We start from the raw sequence: 16,296 nt of genomic DNA on the forward strand, positions 1-16,296 counted from the left end.
CTTTTTTTGTCAGCTTATCAGGCTTTTGGTGTGTAGCTGCGTAACGCGTTACGAACCAACACCACACAGGAACCGATAATCCCACCCAGCAGCACTGCCAGAATCAGCAGAATGGCTTTTTTCGGGCTGTCGCGCGTCACTGGCAGGTCTGGCTGCATGACATAACGGTAAGCATGGATAGTGGACGGATCAACGTGAAGTTTCTCGATATCCAGTAAGTTCTGTTTGGTCTGGTAATACGCTGGCGAGAATACCAGTGGGCGCGTCGATTCGTGGTCAATCATCGATTGCAGCGCTTCGCTTCCCAGCAGGAACATGGTTTCCTGGGTGACATCCTGAGTCTGCTGGATCTGTGGGGTCACAACCTTGGCAGCTTGCGCAAATTTTAACGCTTCGGAGATCTGCTGAATACGCAGTTCCTTTTGCTCCTGAGCTACTTTCTCCTGGTTTCCGAGAGAGTCGTTCAGCGCTGAAATCTGCTGTGTAATGTTATCTTTCAGGTCAACGCCCAGCTCTTTTGCTGTCTGTTCATCGACCTGGCGAATATATTGATTCAGCTGCTTCTGCGCCCCTTCTGCCGTACTACTGACATAAGTGATGACCAACGGCAGCGCCTGCCCTTTCACCGCAGGTTCAATGGATAATTTTTCAGGAACTAGCTGATTATCAAGCGCCTGAGAAAGCGCTGAAATTGACGCGTTGAAACGACCGATAACGCGCGACTGAACATCCGATAACGATGGCGCAGCATTGCCATACAGAATGTTAAGTGCACCGTTGTATGTCGCGACTTGTGCAGCATCTGGCTGGGTGATAATCGCCGTGGAGGTCCATTTCTCTTTTGCGACAAAGATGTAAATAACCGCCAGAACGATGGCAACAACGACGCAGGTGACGATTGTCTTTTTGCCGTGCCAAAGTTGCATTACTAAATCAAGTAAATCAAATTGCTCCGGGTCATTGCTTCTACTGACCGCGTTATTGTTGTTATGCGTCATACAATCCTTAACAGGTAAAAAGCACAAAAAAATATTATTTGTATAGTTTATCCTGTACTGACGATTTTTCTATAGGAATCCTATGAGTTATCCGCTGACTGGTGAAGTTTTGCTAACCTGGCACTTAGCGGTATGATGCACACCATCATTTGCGCATAGCGCATCGCGATATTTGTTACTGAAGAGGATTGGTATGAAATTTTTGGTCACCGGAGCCGCTGGTTTTATTGGCTTTCACGTCAGCGAACGACTTCTGAAGGCGGGCCATCAGGTTGTGGGTATTGATAACCTGAACAGCTACTACGATGTGAGCCTGAAGCAAGCCCGACTGGATCTTTTGGCGTCTGAGAATTTTACGTTCCGCAAACTCGACCTCGCCGACCGTGAAGGGATGGCCGCACTCTTCGCTGAAGAGAAGTTCGACCGGGTTATTCACCTGGCCGCTCAGGCTGGCGTGCGTTATTCGCTGGAAAACCCTCATGTTTATGCAGAATCAAACCTGATTGGTCACCTGAACGTTCTGGAAGGCTGTCGCCATAACCAGGTTCAGCATTTAGTCTATGCGTCTTCCAGCTCCGTGTACGGCCTGAACAGCAAGATGCCATTCTCTACCGATGATTCAGTGGATCACCCTGTGTCTCTGTATGCGGCCACCAAGAAAGCAAATGAGCTGATGGCGCACACCTATTCGCATCTTTACGGTCTGCCAACCACCGGGCTGCGCTTCTTTACCGTTTACGGCCCGTGGGGTCGCCCGGACATGGCGCTGTTTAAGTTCACCAAAGCGATGCTCGAAGGTAACAGTATCGATGTGTACAACTACGGCAAAATGAAACGCGACTTTACCTACATCGATGATATCGTCGAAGGTATCATCCGCCTTCAGGACGTGATCCCGCAGCCAAACCCAGAGTGGACGGTTGAAACGGGTTCTCCTGCCTCAAGTTCCGCGCCGTACCATATCTACAATATCGGCAACAGCGCCCCTGTTGAGCTGATGGATTACATCACTGCTCTCGAAGAAGCCCTGGGCACCGAAGCGAAAAAGAATATGATGCCTGTACAGCCAGGTGATGTGCTGGAAACCAGCGCAGATACCAAACCACTTCAGGATGTGGTTGGCTTTAAACCACAAACTTCTGTGAAAGAAGGGGTTAAGAACTTTGTGGACTGGTATCGCAATTTCTACAACGTCTAAAAACAACAATGCCCGGCAATGCCGGGCATTTTTTTACGCGTTATCTGCAACTGCTATCAGTCACTGCCAAACAGATCGCGGGTGTACACTTTATCCGCCACATCGGCCAGTTCATCCGCCATACGGTTAGAGATAATCACATCCGCTTCTTTCTTAAAGGCATCCAGATCGCGAACCACGCGAGAGTGGAAGAACTCATCTTCTTTCATTGCTGGCTCGTAAATCACAACCTGCACACCCTTCGCCTTGATACGCTTCATAATCCCCTGAATAGAAGAGGCACGGAAGTTATCAGAGCCGCTCTTCATGATCAGACGGTATACGCCCACCACTTTCGGGTGACGCGCAAGGATGGAATCAGAGATGAAGTCTTTACGCGTGCGGTTGGCATCAACAATCGCTGAAATCAGGTTGTTTGGCACAGCCTGATAGTTCGCCAGCAGCTGTTTCGTATCTTTCGGCAGGCAATAACCACCGTAACCAAACGATGGGTTGTTGTAGTGGTTGCCAATACGAGGATCCAGGCAGACACCCTCGATAATCTGACGCGTGTTCAGACCCAGGCTTTCTGCATAGCTGTCCAGCTCATTGAAGTACGCAACACGCATCGCCAGATAGGTGTTCGCGAAGAGTTTAATCGCTTCGGCTTCAGTGGAATCGGTAAACAGCACCGCGATATCTTTCTTAATCGCCCCTTCCTGAAGCAGTGCAGCAAAACGCTCAGCACGCTCAGAACGCTCGCCAATCACAATACGGGACGGATGCAGGTTATCGTATAACGCCCTTCCCTCACGCAGGAACTCTGGCGAGAAGAAGACATTATCAATACCCAGCTTTTCCTTAATGGATTTGGTGAAGCCCACAGGAATGGTCGATTTGATGATCATCACCGCGTTCGGGTTGATCGCCGTAACATCTCTAATCACCGCTTCGACGCTGGAGGTGTTGAAGTAGTTGGTTTTCGGATCGTAATCGGTTGGCGTAGCGATGATGACGTAGTCCGCGTTGCGGTATGCGTCTTCTTTATCCGTCGTTGCGCGGAAATTCAGAGGTTTATTGGAAAGATAATCCTGGATCTCCTTATCAACAATCGGGGAGACTTTCTGATTAAGCATATCCACTTTGGCCTGCACGATATCCAGCGCGACCACTTCGTGATTCTGCGCAATCAGAATACCGTTTGAAAGACCAACATAGCCTGTTCCGGAGATTGTTATTTTCATCGTTCAACTTCTTCAAGTATGAGTGTCAGGAAGCGCGTTCGCACCACCGCAATAAACAACTGTTGAGGTTTTTACCTCTTATGTTGATCGGCTGTCAAGGCGAATGCCTTGCTACAGGAGAGAGATAATACAGAGGTTTATTCTGCGTTAAGAGAGCCTTGTTGCACGAAGCAAGTCAACAAGGGGGCGGAGCGATAAAAAAAACCCGGTGAATTTCACCGGGCCTGGCTATCAGACTGGTTTAAATCAGATTAATCCAGCCATTCGGTGTGGAACACACCTTCTTTATCAGTGCGTTTGTAAGTATGCGCCCCGAAGTAGTCACGCTGCGCCTGAATCAGGTTGGCAGGCAGAACGGCAGCACGGTAGCTATCGTAGTACGCTACAGCGGCAGAGAAGGTTGGAACCGGAATACCGTTTTGTACCGCATAAGCCACTACGTCACGCAGGGCCTGCTGATATTCGTCAGCAATTTTCTTGAAGTACGGTGCCAGCAGTAGGTTCGCGATGCCCGCATTTTCAGCGTAAGCATCGGTGATTTTTTGCAGGAACTGTGCGCGAATGATGCAACCAGCACGGAAGATCTTCGCGATTTCGCCGTAGTTCAGATCCCAGTTGTTCTCGTCAGACGCTGCGCGCAGCTGAGAGAAACCTTGCGCGTAGGAGACGATTTTACCCAGGTACAGTGCACGACGCACTTTCTCGACGAACTCAGCTTTCTCGCCTGCTGGTTTAGCCTGCGGGCCAGACAGCACTTTAGAAGCCGCAACGCGCTGTTCTTTCAGAGAAGAGATGTAGCGAGCAAATACGGATTCGGTGATCAGAGACAGTGGTTCGCCCAGGTCCAGAGAGCTCTGGCTGGTCCATTTACCGGTGCCTTTGTTCGCAGCTTCGTCCAGAATCACATCAACCAGGTATTTACCTTCTTCATCTTTCTTGGTGAAGATATCTTTGGTGATGTCGATCAGGTAGCTGTTCAGCTCACCTTTGTTCCAGTCGGTGAAGGTCTCAGCCAGCTCTTCGTTAGACAGGTTCAGGCCGCCTTTCAGCAGGGAATATGCTTCTGCAATCAGCTGCATATCGCCGTATTCGATACCGTTGTGCACCATCTTCACATAGTGACCCGCACCGTCTGGACCGATATAGGTCACGCACGGCTCACCATCTTCAGCGATAGCTGCGATTTTAGTGAGGATTGGGGCAACCAGTTCGTAAGCTTCTTTCTGGCCACCAGGCATGATAGATGGGCCTTTCAGCGCGCCTTCTTCACCACCGGAAACACCGGTACCGATGAAATTGAAGCCTTCAGCAGACAGTTCACGATTACGACGGATGGTGTCCTGGAAGAAGGTGTTACCGCCATCAATAATGATGTCGCCCTTTTCCAGATATGGCTTCAGGGAATCGATGGCAGCGTCTGTGCCAGCGCCTGCTTTAACCATTAACAGGATACGACGAGGCGTTTCCAGCGATTCAACAAACTCCTGAACCGTGTAGAAAGGAACCAGTTTCTTGCCTGGGTTTTCGGCAATCACTTCTTCGGTCTTTTCACGGGAGCGGTTGAATACGGACACGGTATAACCACGGCTTTCGATGTTGAGCGCCAGGTTGCGCCCCATCACTGCCATACCGACAACGCCGATCTGTTGCTTGGACATTACATACTCCTGTCTTGGGGATAATCACTGCGGTGCGATGCAGTTTGAATGTGTCTATGATGTTAACTCAAGCCCGTTACTTATGGATAGCCTTTGGTGCGCTAACGCTATCAACAGTAGAAAATGGGGTAAATAAGTGAACAGGTAGCCGTTACTCTTTAATCAACATTGCCAGATATTGACCATATGACGTCTTCTTGAGTTTTTCCGCCTGAACAGCGATGTCATCCGCCGTCAGCCATTTTTTGCGAAACGCAATTTCTTCAAGACAAGCCACCTTCATTCCCTGGCGCTTTTCAATAGTGTGAATATATTGAGACGCTTCGATAAGACTATCGTGATTCCCGGTGTCAAGCCACGCGAATCCGCGCCCAAGAAGCCCCACGTCCAGCTCTCCGCGATCGAGGTACATCTGATTCAGGGTCGTGATTTCCAGCTCACCTCTGGCAGAAGGTTTCACCTCTTTCGCCATTTCCAGCACGTTATTATCGTAGAAATAGAGACCCGTCACCGCCCAGTTCGATTTTGGCTTCAGCGGTTTTTCTTCAATGGAGATGGCTTTGTAATGCTCATCAAACTCCACCACGCCAAAACGTTCAGGATCCTGAACCTGATACCCAAATACCGTGGCGCCTTTAGTTTTGCTGGCCGCATCTTCCAGCTTCTTACTGAAACCGTGGCCAAAGAAGATATTGTCGCCTAGCACCAGGGCGCAGGTGTCGTTACCGACAAACTTCTCACCGATGATAAACGCCTGAGCAAGGCCGTCTGGGGAGGGTTGCACTGCATAGGTGAAATTCACGCCAAACTGGGAGCCGTCTTTCATCAAACGCTGAAAAGCGGGCATATCTTCTGGCGTGGTGATGATTAAAATATCGCGGATCCCGGCCAGCATCAGGACTGACACGGGATAGAAAATCATCGGTTTGTCGTAAATCGGGAGCAACTGTTTCGACACACCTTGTGTAATTGGATACAGACGGGTCCCTGACCCACCCGCTAATACAATTCCTTTCATCGCGCTATACCTCGATTATTTGCTCAGACCAAGACGCTCGCCAGCATAGGAGCCATCGAGCACCCGCTGCCACCATCCTTCGTGGGTGAGATACCAGTTGATCGTTTTCTCTATGCCACTTTCGAACGTTTCCAGCGGCACCCATCCGAGTTCGCGCTTAATTTTGCTGGCATCGATGGCGTAGCGGAGATCATGTCCAGGACGATCGGCCACAAAGGTAATCAGCTCTGCGAAACTAAGAACATTCGCGGGCTTTTTATCAATAATTTTATCGAGAATGGCGCAAATGGTTTTTACCACTTCGATGTTTTTGCGCTCGTTGTGACCACCAATACAGTATGTCTCCCCCTCTTTGCCTTCCGTTGCGACTTTGTATAGTGCGCGGGCATGATCCTCGACATATAACCAGTCACGGACCTGTTCACCATTGCCATACACCGGCAGAGGTTTACCCGCCAGCGCATTGAGGATGATCAGAGGGATCAGTTTTTCAGGGAAATGATACGGGCCATAATTATTGGAACAGTTGGTGATCACCACCGGCAAACCATAGGTACGGTTCCATGCGCGCACTAAATGGTCGCTGCCTGCTTTTGATGCGGAATACGGGCTGCTCGGCGCATAAGCCGTTTGCTCAGCGAACAGGCCTTCAGCATCATGCAGATCGCCAAATACTTCATCAGTTGAAATATGGTGGAAACGGAAAGTGTCTTTCTGTTTACCGTCCAGTGATGCGTAATGGTTACGCGCCGCTTCAAGCAGCGTAAAAGTGCCAATCACGTTGGTCTGGATAAAAGCTGCCGGACCATCAATAGAGCGATCGACATGACTTTCTGCGGCCAGATGCATGACGATATCAGGCTGGAACTCCCTGAAAAGTGTGCCAATACCTTTAGCATCGGTGATGTCCGTACGCGAAAATGAATAACGAGGATTATTTTCTACGGATGCCAGGGACTCAAGGTTGCCAGCGTAGGTTAAACAATCTACAACGCAAACCGTATCCTGAGTATTGTTAATAATATGACGAACAACGGCAGACCCAATAAACCCTGCGCCACCGGTTACGAGTATTTTCATATTTCATTCACTTTCAGTCATTTAACCAAAGGAGACATCGACGCAAAAGCAAGCAACCAGAGGTTACTCGCCCTGTCCTCAGAGTCTCTCTTCAAAAGGTACCTTGTAAGTGGCCGATACAAACACCACCATTTTCAACGGCTGTATTGCGTTGGAAATTAATAAGCCCCTTTTCTGAACAGAACCACGTTTACGGTTTTGAATAAGATGACGATGTCATTCCACAATGACCAGTTTTTCACGTACCAGGAGTCGAAGTACACGCGGGTGGTGTAATCAACATCGTTACGGCCACTTACCTGCCATAACCCAGTCATCCCCGGCTTTACCATCAGGTAGTAGTCAACGTCATCGGCATAACGTTCCAGCTCTTCATGAATAACCGGACGCGGGCCAACCAGGCTCATCTCGCCTTTGAGCACGTTAAATAGCTGCGGTAATTCGTCGAGGCTTGTTTTACGAATAAAGCGGCCGATAGACGTAATGCGTGGGTCATCCTTAAGTTTGAAATCTTTTTCCCACTCGGCCCTGGCTTCAGCATCGTTTTCAAGTAGCTTCTCGAGGATCTCTTTAGAGTTGATATCCATTGAGCGGAATTTGTAGCAATCGAATTTCTCACCACGACGGCCAATCCTGGTATGGGCGTAGATTGCCGGGCCACCATCACGAGAAACTTTGTACCAGAGGTAGACAAACAGTGGCGATGAAACAAGAAGAATACCTAACGTACAGACGATATCGAAGGTTCGTTTGATAAAACGCGAGGTCGCTTTAGAGAGGTTATTATGAACCTGCAACAGTAATACTTCATGGCTAAAGATGAAGGACATACTGGTACCGTAAAGCGGGAATCCACGCAGCGAAGGAATGATAATAACGTTACGGCATTTATGTTTGGCTAAGAAGCGTAACCAGTTTTCAAATTTATCCTTTTCATCAAAATCGCAAGCGACGACGAACTGGGTCGAAAAAGCATTGTACTGGGTGAGAAGAGTGGCTTCATCTTTAATGACTGGGCACTCTTCCATCATATCTGCCGTTGCATCAAAATCGCAAAACGCATCGATTTTGAAGCCAGAGACTTCATGGCTTTGCAAGGCATAATAAGCTTCCCGGGCATTACGACCTGCACCTAAAATCACGGTACGTTTTTTCCAGTAGCCCAGTTTATCCAACAAAACTTTGGTGATTTCCCGTGATAACGGCACCATAATGATGGCATAGATCCAGCAATAGGCCCAGATATAGCGTGAGAAGTGCCACTTGGAGAACGCAACCAACGCCAGGTCAAATACTGAAAAAATGACAATGGTACGCAGTGTTTCTTTTAGCTCAGACCAGAAAGGTTTTTTCTGCGCATAATGACGCAGACGAACACCAAACCAAAAGACACATAACGCAGTCAGGATCAGATGCGACAGCAGTCGTACATCAATCTGACGAATTGGCATAAAAGTATTTAAATCGCCAATAAAAAACATGATAGTTAAAAAAGACAGGCCTAACGAAATATTAAGCCAGAAAAAATCGGACGCAATTAATGCGGCCCGACATATAAACTCTCTCTTTTGATCTTTAAATACGCTACTTTTCATTATTCATTCCCTGGCATAAATCATCTGATTTATGCCCGTGGTCATTATTTCTCGGGGTGAGTATAGCCGTTCTGCACTCTGGCAGCCTGAGTGTTAATCAATGACTCAGAGTATTGAGCCCAGGCATTATCAACATAACTGCTAATCTCATCACGGAAACGTTGCTCAGAGAAGCTCAACGCATGTTCGCGGCAATCTTCAGGCTTAATTTCACTCGCGTATTTCTCAAAAGTATTCACAGCTTCGCAAATGGACTCCGCCGTTTGTTCGAAGAAGAACAGACCCGTTGGTTTTTCGCTACCCAGTGGCTTAACAGTTTCAAGGCATCCGCCTTTGCCATAGGTGATAACCGGGGTACCGCTAGCCTGCGCCTCTACAGGAGAGATACCAAAGTCCTCTTCAGCAGCGAAGACATAGGCTTTCGCACGCTTCATGTAGTCCACCAGCGCCGCATCGTCCTGATAACCCAGTAAGGTGATGTTGCTGGTCGCCAGTTGTTTAATCTTGTCCATTTCTGAACCATCGCCGATAACGATGAGTTTTTTATCCGGCATTTTGGCAAACGCGCTGACGATAAGATCGACACGCTTATAAGGAACCATACGACATGCGGCCAGATAAAAGTCTTCTTTGCTGTCGCTGAACTCAAACTTATCCGTATTCACTGGCGGATAAATGACGTCTGCTTGTCTGCCATAAACTTTATTGATACGACGGGCAATAAACTGCGAGTTACCGATGAAATAGTTAACACCCGCAGCTGTACGGTAGTCCCAGATACGGATTTTGTGCAGCAGATACTTAGCAAGCCAGCCCTTAAGACCTTTGTTTAAGCCTGATTCACGCAAATACTGGTGCTGGAAATCCCATGCATAGCGTATTGGCGAGTGAACATAAGAAACATGGATCTGGTCCGGCCCAGTGATCACCCCTTTAGACACCGCGTGGCTACTTGAAATCACCACATCATAAGCAGACATATCAAGCTGCTCGATTGCCAGTGGCATCAATGGCAGGTAGGACTGGAATTTTTTAGCGGCAAAAGGTAAACGCTGGATGAAGGTCGTCGCGACTTTTTTATTATTCAGAAAATGTCTGTCTTTTGGTTTTAAAAAATCACATACGGCAAATACATCCGCTTCTGGATAGCAACGCAGAATTTGCTCAACTACTTTTTCAGAACCGGCATAGGAACTGAACCACTCATGAACGATTGCTACTTTCATTACGCTTCTCATCAATTAACTTAAACATTTTTTCAGTGCGGGACTGGTAGGTATACTGTTGGGCAAGTTCCTGGCATTTCTCAACAGAAATCCGGTTACCTGACGTAATATCTTCCAGTGCTGAAATAAAATCTGTTGGCGTGTGAGCAATACGAACATAGTCTTTAAAGTCACATAATGACGCTAAGTCCACGCTCACAACGGCCTTCCCCGCAGCCAGATATTCAAAGAACTTCATTGGGAACATCGAGGCGGTGTATTCATTCAAATTGTTCGGCAACAACGTCGCCGTGAACCCTTTCAGATACCCCGGTAACTGCTGGTACGATCTTGGGCCAATCAGATGAATATTCTTATGACGGGTTAACTGAGTCGCATCGGTATTCGGGTCACCCTCGCCGACATCGCCGATCATCACGATAGACCATTCCGGATGCGCCTTCGCTATCTCTTCCAGCAGCGAGAAATTAACCTTATAGCCACTGATTGCACCGATGAAACCAATTCTTGGCTCCGGGATCTGGCTCAGGTCTGCGGGTACAGGCAAAGTCTCGTCAAGCGCGGTAGAAAAGTGGTTATAGTCGGCCACATTCGAAAAGTAATAAACCTCATCGCTCCATTTCTGTCTTGATTTAAGCAGCGTCAGGGAAGTCACGAAGGTGATATCCGCGCGACGTACCAGCTCTTCTTCCGCATCCTGGAGGATGTCTACCGGCATTCCCGGCTGCGCTTTAATTTCATCCACGCAATGATAGACAACGTAACCAAAATCACTCGGCTCAAGAAAACGAGTGGTTAGCGGGTTGTAGGTCCAAAGTGTTTCATCTTTGAACTTCAATCGCCAGCACCAGAACTTGAGTGCACTGCTGAGAATCAGCTTGTTGAGCTTACGGACAAACGCATAGTTATTGAATGGGATCGATATTGGCGACCAGACCCAGATATTGTCACGCACCTGACGAGGGGCTTTAATCGCTTTTAATACGCGACGGAAGATACGCGAGAGATCTTTCTTGTTCACGCTTGGGCGGCGCAGCCCCAGAGATTCAATATACAGAACGCGATGCCCGCGGTTTGCCAGCTCTACGGCCACATGCTGTTTGTTTGTCCAGAAAGGGTTGTCCCAGTCTGCTGTCGATAAGACGACGATGTCGTTAATGTCTGTAGTATTTTTCATAAGATTAATATGTTATCTCAGTCCCTTTTTGATGAAAATCCCTTTAATACCCTTGCGGTACATGGGGAACAACATTGCCCATAACAGACTAAACATTACGAATAATGTGCCATTCACTAGCAATCTGACCATCACATTACCAGGTTCAGTAATGACGTTTCCTAAAGCCAGCATCAGTAAGGCGTATATCACTAACCCAGGGACAATCTTCAACGCCGCAGGGATGAGATCTTTTGCGATTTTAAGATACCATGCACTGCAAACGAACATGACCAGCCCATAAATAGAGTTACCGATCCCAAGACCGAATGCCCCCCAAATCTTGTATGTGGCCAGGTTAACCAGTGCGTTACTCAACAGCGCCACGATCATCACAATCAGGACCTGCTTATTATTGAGATGTGCGCTGAGCGCTTTAATGAAAATGTAACCGATAACCTGTGCCCACAGGCCGATACACATCCCCTGGATGATGTCCGTTGTTACTGTTACTGAGTGTTCATTGAACTGCCCACGCATAAAGAGCAGAACCACAATGTCCCTGGCATACACAAAGATGAAAAAGGACATATTCATCGAGAGCAGTGCCAGCCAGTTATAAATCGTGGTGACTTTTTCCCGGACAACTTCAGGAGATTGCGAAGACCAGACAGGCAAACCCGCAAAAGCAATAGGAACCGACAGGATGAAGGTGACGGTATCAGTAATAAAGCGGGCATAATCCAGACCAGATACCACATCAATACTGAGTAACGACGCCAGCGCCCTTTCGAGCGTGATGTTTCCCTGAAGAATCAGGGGCAGCAGCAGCAATGGGCGTAACGTTATCCAGAAGCTATTCATCACCTGCTTAACTTCCGCCATCTCAAACCGTTCCGGCAGGTTGAGAATATTGCCTTTTTTGGCTCTGATCACCGCCCAGAAGCTAAAGACGATGTAACTCCCCGTAAAGCCCCACGCCAACAACAAATAATTATTATAATAATAGGCAGCAACAACCCCTAACAGCATCCCCACGTTCTGAATAGAGGCACGCATGGACATGGGTTTATAATCCCCATGCGCCATTGATATGTAGTTTATCAAGCCAGAACAGAGATAGAATGGGCAGCAAATCGCCATTATCTTGAACAGTTCATTGGTCATTTCACGGGCATTGCCATTAATGCCCGGAGCCATAACGCCGACCCAATAATCCGATAAAAAGAACAGGACGAAAAATAGCAGCAGCGAAATCACAGCAAAGAACATGAACATGCACAACTTGAACGTTGAAGCACGAAACTCGTTTTCTGTGAGATACTTTTTATATAACGGAATAAATGCTGAATTCAGGCTATCGCTTGTCATGAAGTTAATGGGTACTAAGGTGCCGGTCTGGGCAATTCGGTAAGCCCCGTTGATATCACCTGTACCAAAAAATTTCGCCATCAAAACTTCTCGTATCAATCCGAGAACTTTTGAGAGCATGTTTCCGCCAAGCAACTGGCTAATGGCTTTTTTCATTTAGAGATTCTTTGAAATAATGAAATATATTCACCCACGGCGTAACTCAATGTGTTTTTAACCGGAATATATGATTCTCTTTCCATGTTGCTAACCGATTCAATATAAGCAAGCACTTGTCCTGTAGGAATTTCATTTGGATTGCATTTGAAAATCTTTTCACCTTCGCTAAATGTCAGGTGTTCGGAGATAATTAATGGCAATCCTGCACTCATCGCTTCAAGTACGTTTAAGGGTAATCCTTCCACTCTTTTCGTCAGGAACAAAAAGAGATCGGCGCATTGCATGAGATTGGCTAATTCATTTCTGGTTTTCGCGCCCATGAACAGCACGTCCTGGCTCAATGCAAGCTCGTCAACCTTCTTCCGCAACTGCGGTTCATAGGGACCATTGCCGCAAATCAGCAGTTTTGCATCAGGCTTGAGTTTTCTGATCTGAGCAAACAACTCAATATTTTTATCTACCCCTTTTTGCTCATGCAAACGTGAAGCAGACAAAAATACCAGCGCATCAGGCGCGATGCCCAGTTGCTCCCGCAAGGCAACTTTTTGCGATGTCTCATCGGAGAAAAGCTGTTCATCAATGCCATTCTCGATCTTCGCCACCTTGCTCTTGCCACAAATAAGACGAGTCGGGAAATTCGTTAAATCAGCCCGGACAGCTTCACCCACCGCCACAATCCAGTCGAAGTGGGAATAGTGCTTAGCGTCTGAGTAAAAACCGAGTACGTTTTTTACACTGGACAAGACTTTTTTAATCTGCCGGGTTTTCAGTTTGGAAACGAATTCACCGACCGATGTCCCGTGGGCCTGCATGATGAACTTCGCTTCAGGGAACAGCTTTTTATGCTTTAGCGTACTAAATGCGCCAGCACTGATGCTTATCACCGCGCGGACATTTTCTTTATTGCTCCAGCACTCTGCTAACTTCTCTGTTTCAGACCACCATCCTTTCGAATACGCAGCCCTCGGAATATTTTTAATCTTAATGATTTCAGGAAGATGCTCTGAAGCAGGAACCTGTGCGTCAAAATCTGTCGTCACAACCTTAACATCGAACCCTTTTACCTTTAACTGCACAGCAAGATCCCATGCCACGACTTCCATGCCACCAAGATGGTGGAATGGAAGGGAGCGAGCAAAAATAATAACTTCTTCAGCCATGAATCAGTTCCTGATAAATTTTTTCTAACTTTAAGGTTTGCGTCGATAAATTGAATTTTTCGCTGATAAAGTTGCGTGCATTCCTGCCCATTTCAGCGCGTTTTTGTTCGTCATTAAGCAGGAATGAAATTCTGTCCGCCAACTGCTTGTCATCACGCTCAGTGACCAAAAAGCCGGTGTGCTCATCGATAATGGCCTCCGGAATACCGCCATGATGGGTACCAATTACCGGAACACCCGTTACTGCCGCTTCGAGCAGCACCATGCCCAGACCTTCTGCATCCCCTGTTTTGGCCGTAATGCTAGGTAAAACCAGCATACTGGCTTTGCGCATCCATGCCATAACATCGGGATGTGGCAACGCACCGGTAAAGGTCACGTTCTGCTCCAGCCCTAATGATGCAACCTGCGCCTTCAGTCCCGCCATTAACGGCCCGTCACCGATGATGACCAGTTTCGCTTCCGCGTATTGCGCTTTAACATGCTTAATAGCGTTAATTAAAACGGCCGTCCCTTTTTTCTCAACCAGTCTCGCCACATGCAGGATAACGCCCTGATCGTCCTCTTTTTCACGAGGCTGGTATTTATCAACATCAATACCGATATAGTGCTGGACTATCTTGTTTTCAGGGAAGCCATGACGCAGGGCTTTCTGAGCGATGAAATCAGAAACGCAGATGAACTTATCGCCCTGACTTTTCACTTTGTTCTGGTGAATGAGATAGTTAATCCATGCCGGTGAGCGCGATGCCAGCAGATCTTTGTTGCTGACGGTCACATCAAAGCCGTGAAGGGTTGTCACCAGAGGGATATTTTTCTGTTGCGCCAGTTTTAACGCATAAAGCCCGTCTATCGCAAAGTGTGCATGAATGAGATCTAAAGATTGCTCTCTCAGGACAGCGTTATAAGGCAGTGCTGATGTGGTTATCGCATTCAGCATCTCAGCAATTTTACCTTGCAAATCGCCATGTTCATTTAATACACAGGCGATCGCGCCTTCAGGTTTTTTACCAATGACACGCCTGCCGATATAACGCTTTTCGAAATGCTGAATAGCCTCAGCCTGCTGCTGGATAAAAACCTCTGAACCTTTAAATAGCTGGTTCCTGAAAATACCGACCGTTTTCATTCTTATCCCTTGTTTTTTCGAGTTATCGGTACGTTCCCTGCCATACATAACCCCAGCATGACTGCCAATACCACCATCTGATGCTGTTCACCGATCAGGCCGAAGTTTTCACCAAAACCGTGCGCAAACTGCCAGGAGAGCACCATTAATAAAGAGAAGCCAAGATTCCGCTGTTCTGTATTCGCATTTTTGATTGCTCGCAGTGCAATGCCGATGCTGCTCAAAATGAAGCCTAACCCCATGATCGACGCAATCACCCCGGACTTCGACCAAAGATAGATCAAGGTGTTATGCGGAGGGAGAAAATAGTCACTGTGTTTACTGTAATCCACTTCCCATCCGCCAAAGCCCTGGCCCATCAGCGGGTTGTTTAAAAATGCATTGAACGCATAGTTCCATATTTGATAGCGCGTTTCAGCGGTGTCAGTTGACTCCTGTAAAAAGCCACTCTGCCCAACAACGCTGAAAATAACGCTAATAGCGATTAAAATGATGGCAAAAGAGGCGCCAACCGAGCCAACAACGACCTTTGTCGAACGTTGTAATTTCAGGTAGAAAATGAAGGCAGGGATCAGCACAGCAAAGAGCACGCCCGCTTTTGACCCTGTAAAGAAGACCGTCACCCACAACAGAATCGCCATAAGCAGCGTTATTTTGGACTTCAACGCTTTATAAATACCCCATGCCATGAAAGATGAAATACCCGCATAACATGCCGCAGCGTTGGCATTCACAAACAGTACACCGCCCGCTTTTACCGGATCGTAGAAGTTATTCCTGACCCCATCCAGTAACCCCTGAAGCGTATTCATTCCCATGGTAAATTTACTTACCGGGGAAAGAACTATCGCCAGCTCCAGCGACTCATTCAACCTGAAGATGATGACGGTAATTGCCTGTAAGCAAATAAAAAATATCATCACATTGATGGTTTTATAGAGCGCTATCCGGTCTTTTAATGCCAGAACATAGATGGCATTTGAAATCACGATAAACTCAGTTAGATAAGCAATATCGCGAATGCCCATTGATTTTTCAACCGACCACGCAAGGCTCAAGATACTGATACAAATCAGTCCCAGAAGCGCGATGTTCGTTGGTTTGGCTAAGAACCGGTTTGCATTAATAATAAACTCGGGCAAGAGCAGTGCAGGGATCAAAAACGCAAGCGGGACATCGGCCCCACCCAGTTGCACCAGATATAGCTGCGGAACGCTACACACCAGTACCATTAACAGCCTGATGTGTAAGGGAAGCGCGAGGAAAACAAAAAAGAAAATTAAACCTAACGCTGCTAATAACACTTCTATCATTACTATTTTCCC

General features: G+C 47.4%; 13 protein-coding genes. 1 reads left to right on the forward strand and 12 read right to left on the reverse strand.

What is annotated here, in order from left to right; all coding sequences use genetic code 11:
• Positions 1 to 17 precede the first annotated feature (17 nt).
• The gene (wzzB, locus tag F3J30_RS04280; RefSeq protein WP_166716114.1) at positions 18 to 998 is read right to left on the reverse strand and encodes an LPS O-antigen chain length determinant protein WzzB; all 981 of its coding nucleotides are present in this window, start codon (positions 996 to 998) and stop codon (positions 18 to 20) included.
• Positions 999 to 1,191: 193 nt separating this feature from the next.
• Between wzzB and F3J30_RS04285 the strand changes: the two genes are divergently transcribed.
• The gene (locus F3J30_RS04285) at positions 1,192 to 2,196 is read left to right on the forward strand and encodes an NAD-dependent epimerase (RefSeq protein ID WP_166716117.1); all 1,005 of its coding nucleotides are present in this window, start codon (positions 1,192 to 1,194) and stop codon (positions 2,194 to 2,196) included.
• 56 nt (positions 2,197 to 2,252) lie between these two features.
• Here F3J30_RS04285 and ugd read toward each other — a convergent pair whose 3' ends face one another.
• The 11 genes from ugd to F3J30_RS04340 all read right to left on the reverse strand — a co-directional run bounded on the left by ugd (position 2,253) and on the right by F3J30_RS04340 (position 16,284).
• On the reverse strand, positions 2,253 to 3,419 hold the full coding sequence (ugd, locus tag F3J30_RS04290) for a UDP-glucose 6-dehydrogenase (RefSeq protein WP_166716119.1): 1,167 nt from the start codon (positions 3,417 to 3,419) through the stop codon (positions 2,253 to 2,255).
• Between the two features lie 251 nt (positions 3,420 to 3,670).
• Positions 3,671 to 5,077: an NADP-dependent phosphogluconate dehydrogenase gene (gene gndA, locus F3J30_RS04295; RefSeq protein ID WP_166716121.1), complete on the reverse strand. Its 1,407-nt coding sequence runs from the start codon at positions 5,075 to 5,077 to the stop codon at positions 3,671 to 3,673.
• Between the two features lie 151 nt (positions 5,078 to 5,228).
• On the reverse strand, positions 5,229 to 6,095 hold the full coding sequence (gene rfbA, locus F3J30_RS04300) for a glucose-1-phosphate thymidylyltransferase RfbA (protein ID WP_166716123.1): 867 nt from the start codon (positions 6,093 to 6,095) through the stop codon (positions 5,229 to 5,231).
• A 15-nt stretch (positions 6,096 to 6,110) separates the two neighbouring features.
• Positions 6,111 to 7,175 (reverse strand): dTDP-glucose 4,6-dehydratase, encoded by a 1,065-nt coding sequence (gene rfbB / locus F3J30_RS04305; protein WP_166716125.1) that lies wholly within the window; start codon positions 7,173 to 7,175, stop codon positions 6,111 to 6,113.
• Between the two features lie 158 nt (positions 7,176 to 7,333).
• Positions 7,334 to 8,770 carry an undecaprenyl-phosphate galactose phosphotransferase WbaP gene (wbaP, locus tag F3J30_RS04310; protein ID WP_166716128.1) on the reverse strand — a complete coding sequence of 479 codons (1,437 nt, stop codon included), beginning with the start codon at positions 8,768 to 8,770 and terminating at the stop codon, positions 7,334 to 7,336.
• A gap of 44 nt (positions 8,771 to 8,814) precedes the next feature.
• Complete coding sequence (locus F3J30_RS04315) at positions 8,815 to 9,996, reverse strand: glycosyltransferase family 4 protein (protein WP_247650493.1); 1,182 nt, start codon at positions 9,994 to 9,996, stop codon at positions 8,815 to 8,817.
• Complete coding sequence (locus F3J30_RS04320; RefSeq protein WP_014070916.1) at positions 9,974 to 11,173, reverse strand: glycosyltransferase; 1,200 nt, start codon at positions 11,171 to 11,173, stop codon at positions 9,974 to 9,976. The genes F3J30_RS04315 and F3J30_RS04320 overlap by 23 nt, the downstream gene beginning before the upstream one ends.
• A 12-nt stretch (positions 11,174 to 11,185) precedes the next feature.
• The gene (locus F3J30_RS04325) at positions 11,186 to 12,679 is read right to left on the reverse strand and encodes a lipid II flippase MurJ (RefSeq protein WP_166716132.1); all 1,494 of its coding nucleotides are present in this window, start codon (positions 12,677 to 12,679) and stop codon (positions 11,186 to 11,188) included.
• A complete protein-coding gene (locus F3J30_RS04330; protein ID WP_166716134.1) occupies positions 12,676 to 13,842 on the reverse strand; it encodes a glycosyltransferase family 4 protein in 1,167 nt (388 codons plus the stop codon). Before F3J30_RS04330 ends, F3J30_RS04325 begins: the two co-directional genes overlap by 4 nt.
• Entirely contained in the window at positions 13,835 to 14,971 is a 1,137-nt protein-coding gene (locus F3J30_RS04335) for a glycosyltransferase (protein ID WP_166716136.1), read from the reverse strand. Before F3J30_RS04335 ends, F3J30_RS04330 begins: the two co-directional genes overlap by 8 nt.
• 2 nt (positions 14,972 to 14,973) lie before the next feature.
• Complete coding sequence (locus F3J30_RS04340; RefSeq protein ID WP_166716138.1) at positions 14,974 to 16,284, reverse strand: O-antigen ligase family protein; 1,311 nt, start codon at positions 16,282 to 16,284, stop codon at positions 14,974 to 14,976.
• Positions 16,285 to 16,296 lie beyond the last annotated feature (12 nt).

Source organism: Enterobacter sp. Tr-810, assembly GCF_011752765.1.
GTDB classification, from domain to species: domain Bacteria; phylum Pseudomonadota; class Gammaproteobacteria; order Enterobacterales; family Enterobacteriaceae; genus Enterobacter; species Enterobacter soli.

Coding starts and splice junctions, on each gene's coding strand:
- wzzB (WP_166716114.1), bottom strand. CDS start 998: ATGACGCATAACAACAATAACGCGGTCAGTAGAAGCAATGACCCGGAG.
- F3J30_RS04285 (WP_166716117.1), top strand. CDS start 1,192: ATGAAATTTTTGGTCACCGGAGCCGCTGGTTTTATTGGCTTTCACGTC.
- ugd (WP_166716119.1), bottom strand. CDS start 3,419: ATGAAAATAACAATCTCCGGAACAGGCTATGTTGGTCTTTCAAACGGT.
- gndA (WP_166716121.1), bottom strand. CDS start 5,077: ATGTCCAAGCAACAGATCGGCGTTGTCGGTATGGCAGTGATGGGGCGC.
- rfbA (WP_166716123.1), bottom strand. CDS start 6,095: ATGAAAGGAATTGTATTAGCGGGTGGGTCAGGGACCCGTCTGTATCCA.
- rfbB (WP_166716125.1), bottom strand. CDS start 7,175: ATGAAAATACTCGTAACCGGTGGCGCAGGGTTTATTGGGTCTGCCGTT.
- wbaP (WP_166716128.1), bottom strand. CDS start 8,770: ATGAAAAGTAGCGTATTTAAAGATCAAAAGAGAGAGTTTATATGTCGG.
- F3J30_RS04315 (WP_247650493.1), bottom strand. CDS start 9,996: ATGAAAGTAGCAATCGTTCATGAGTGGTTCAGTTCCTATGCCGGTTCT.
- F3J30_RS04320 (WP_014070916.1), bottom strand. CDS start 11,173: ATGAAAAATACTACAGACATTAACGACATCGTCGTCTTATCGACAGCA.
- F3J30_RS04325 (WP_166716132.1), bottom strand. CDS start 12,679: ATGAAAAAAGCCATTAGCCAGTTGCTTGGCGGAAACATGCTCTCAAAA.
- F3J30_RS04330 (WP_166716134.1), bottom strand. CDS start 13,842: ATGGCTGAAGAAGTTATTATTTTTGCTCGCTCCCTTCCATTCCACCAT.
- F3J30_RS04335 (WP_166716136.1), bottom strand. CDS start 14,971: ATGAAAACGGTCGGTATTTTCAGGAACCAGCTATTTAAAGGTTCAGAG.
- F3J30_RS04340 (WP_166716138.1), bottom strand. CDS start 16,284: ATGATAGAAGTGTTATTAGCAGCGTTAGGTTTAATTTTCTTTTTTGTT.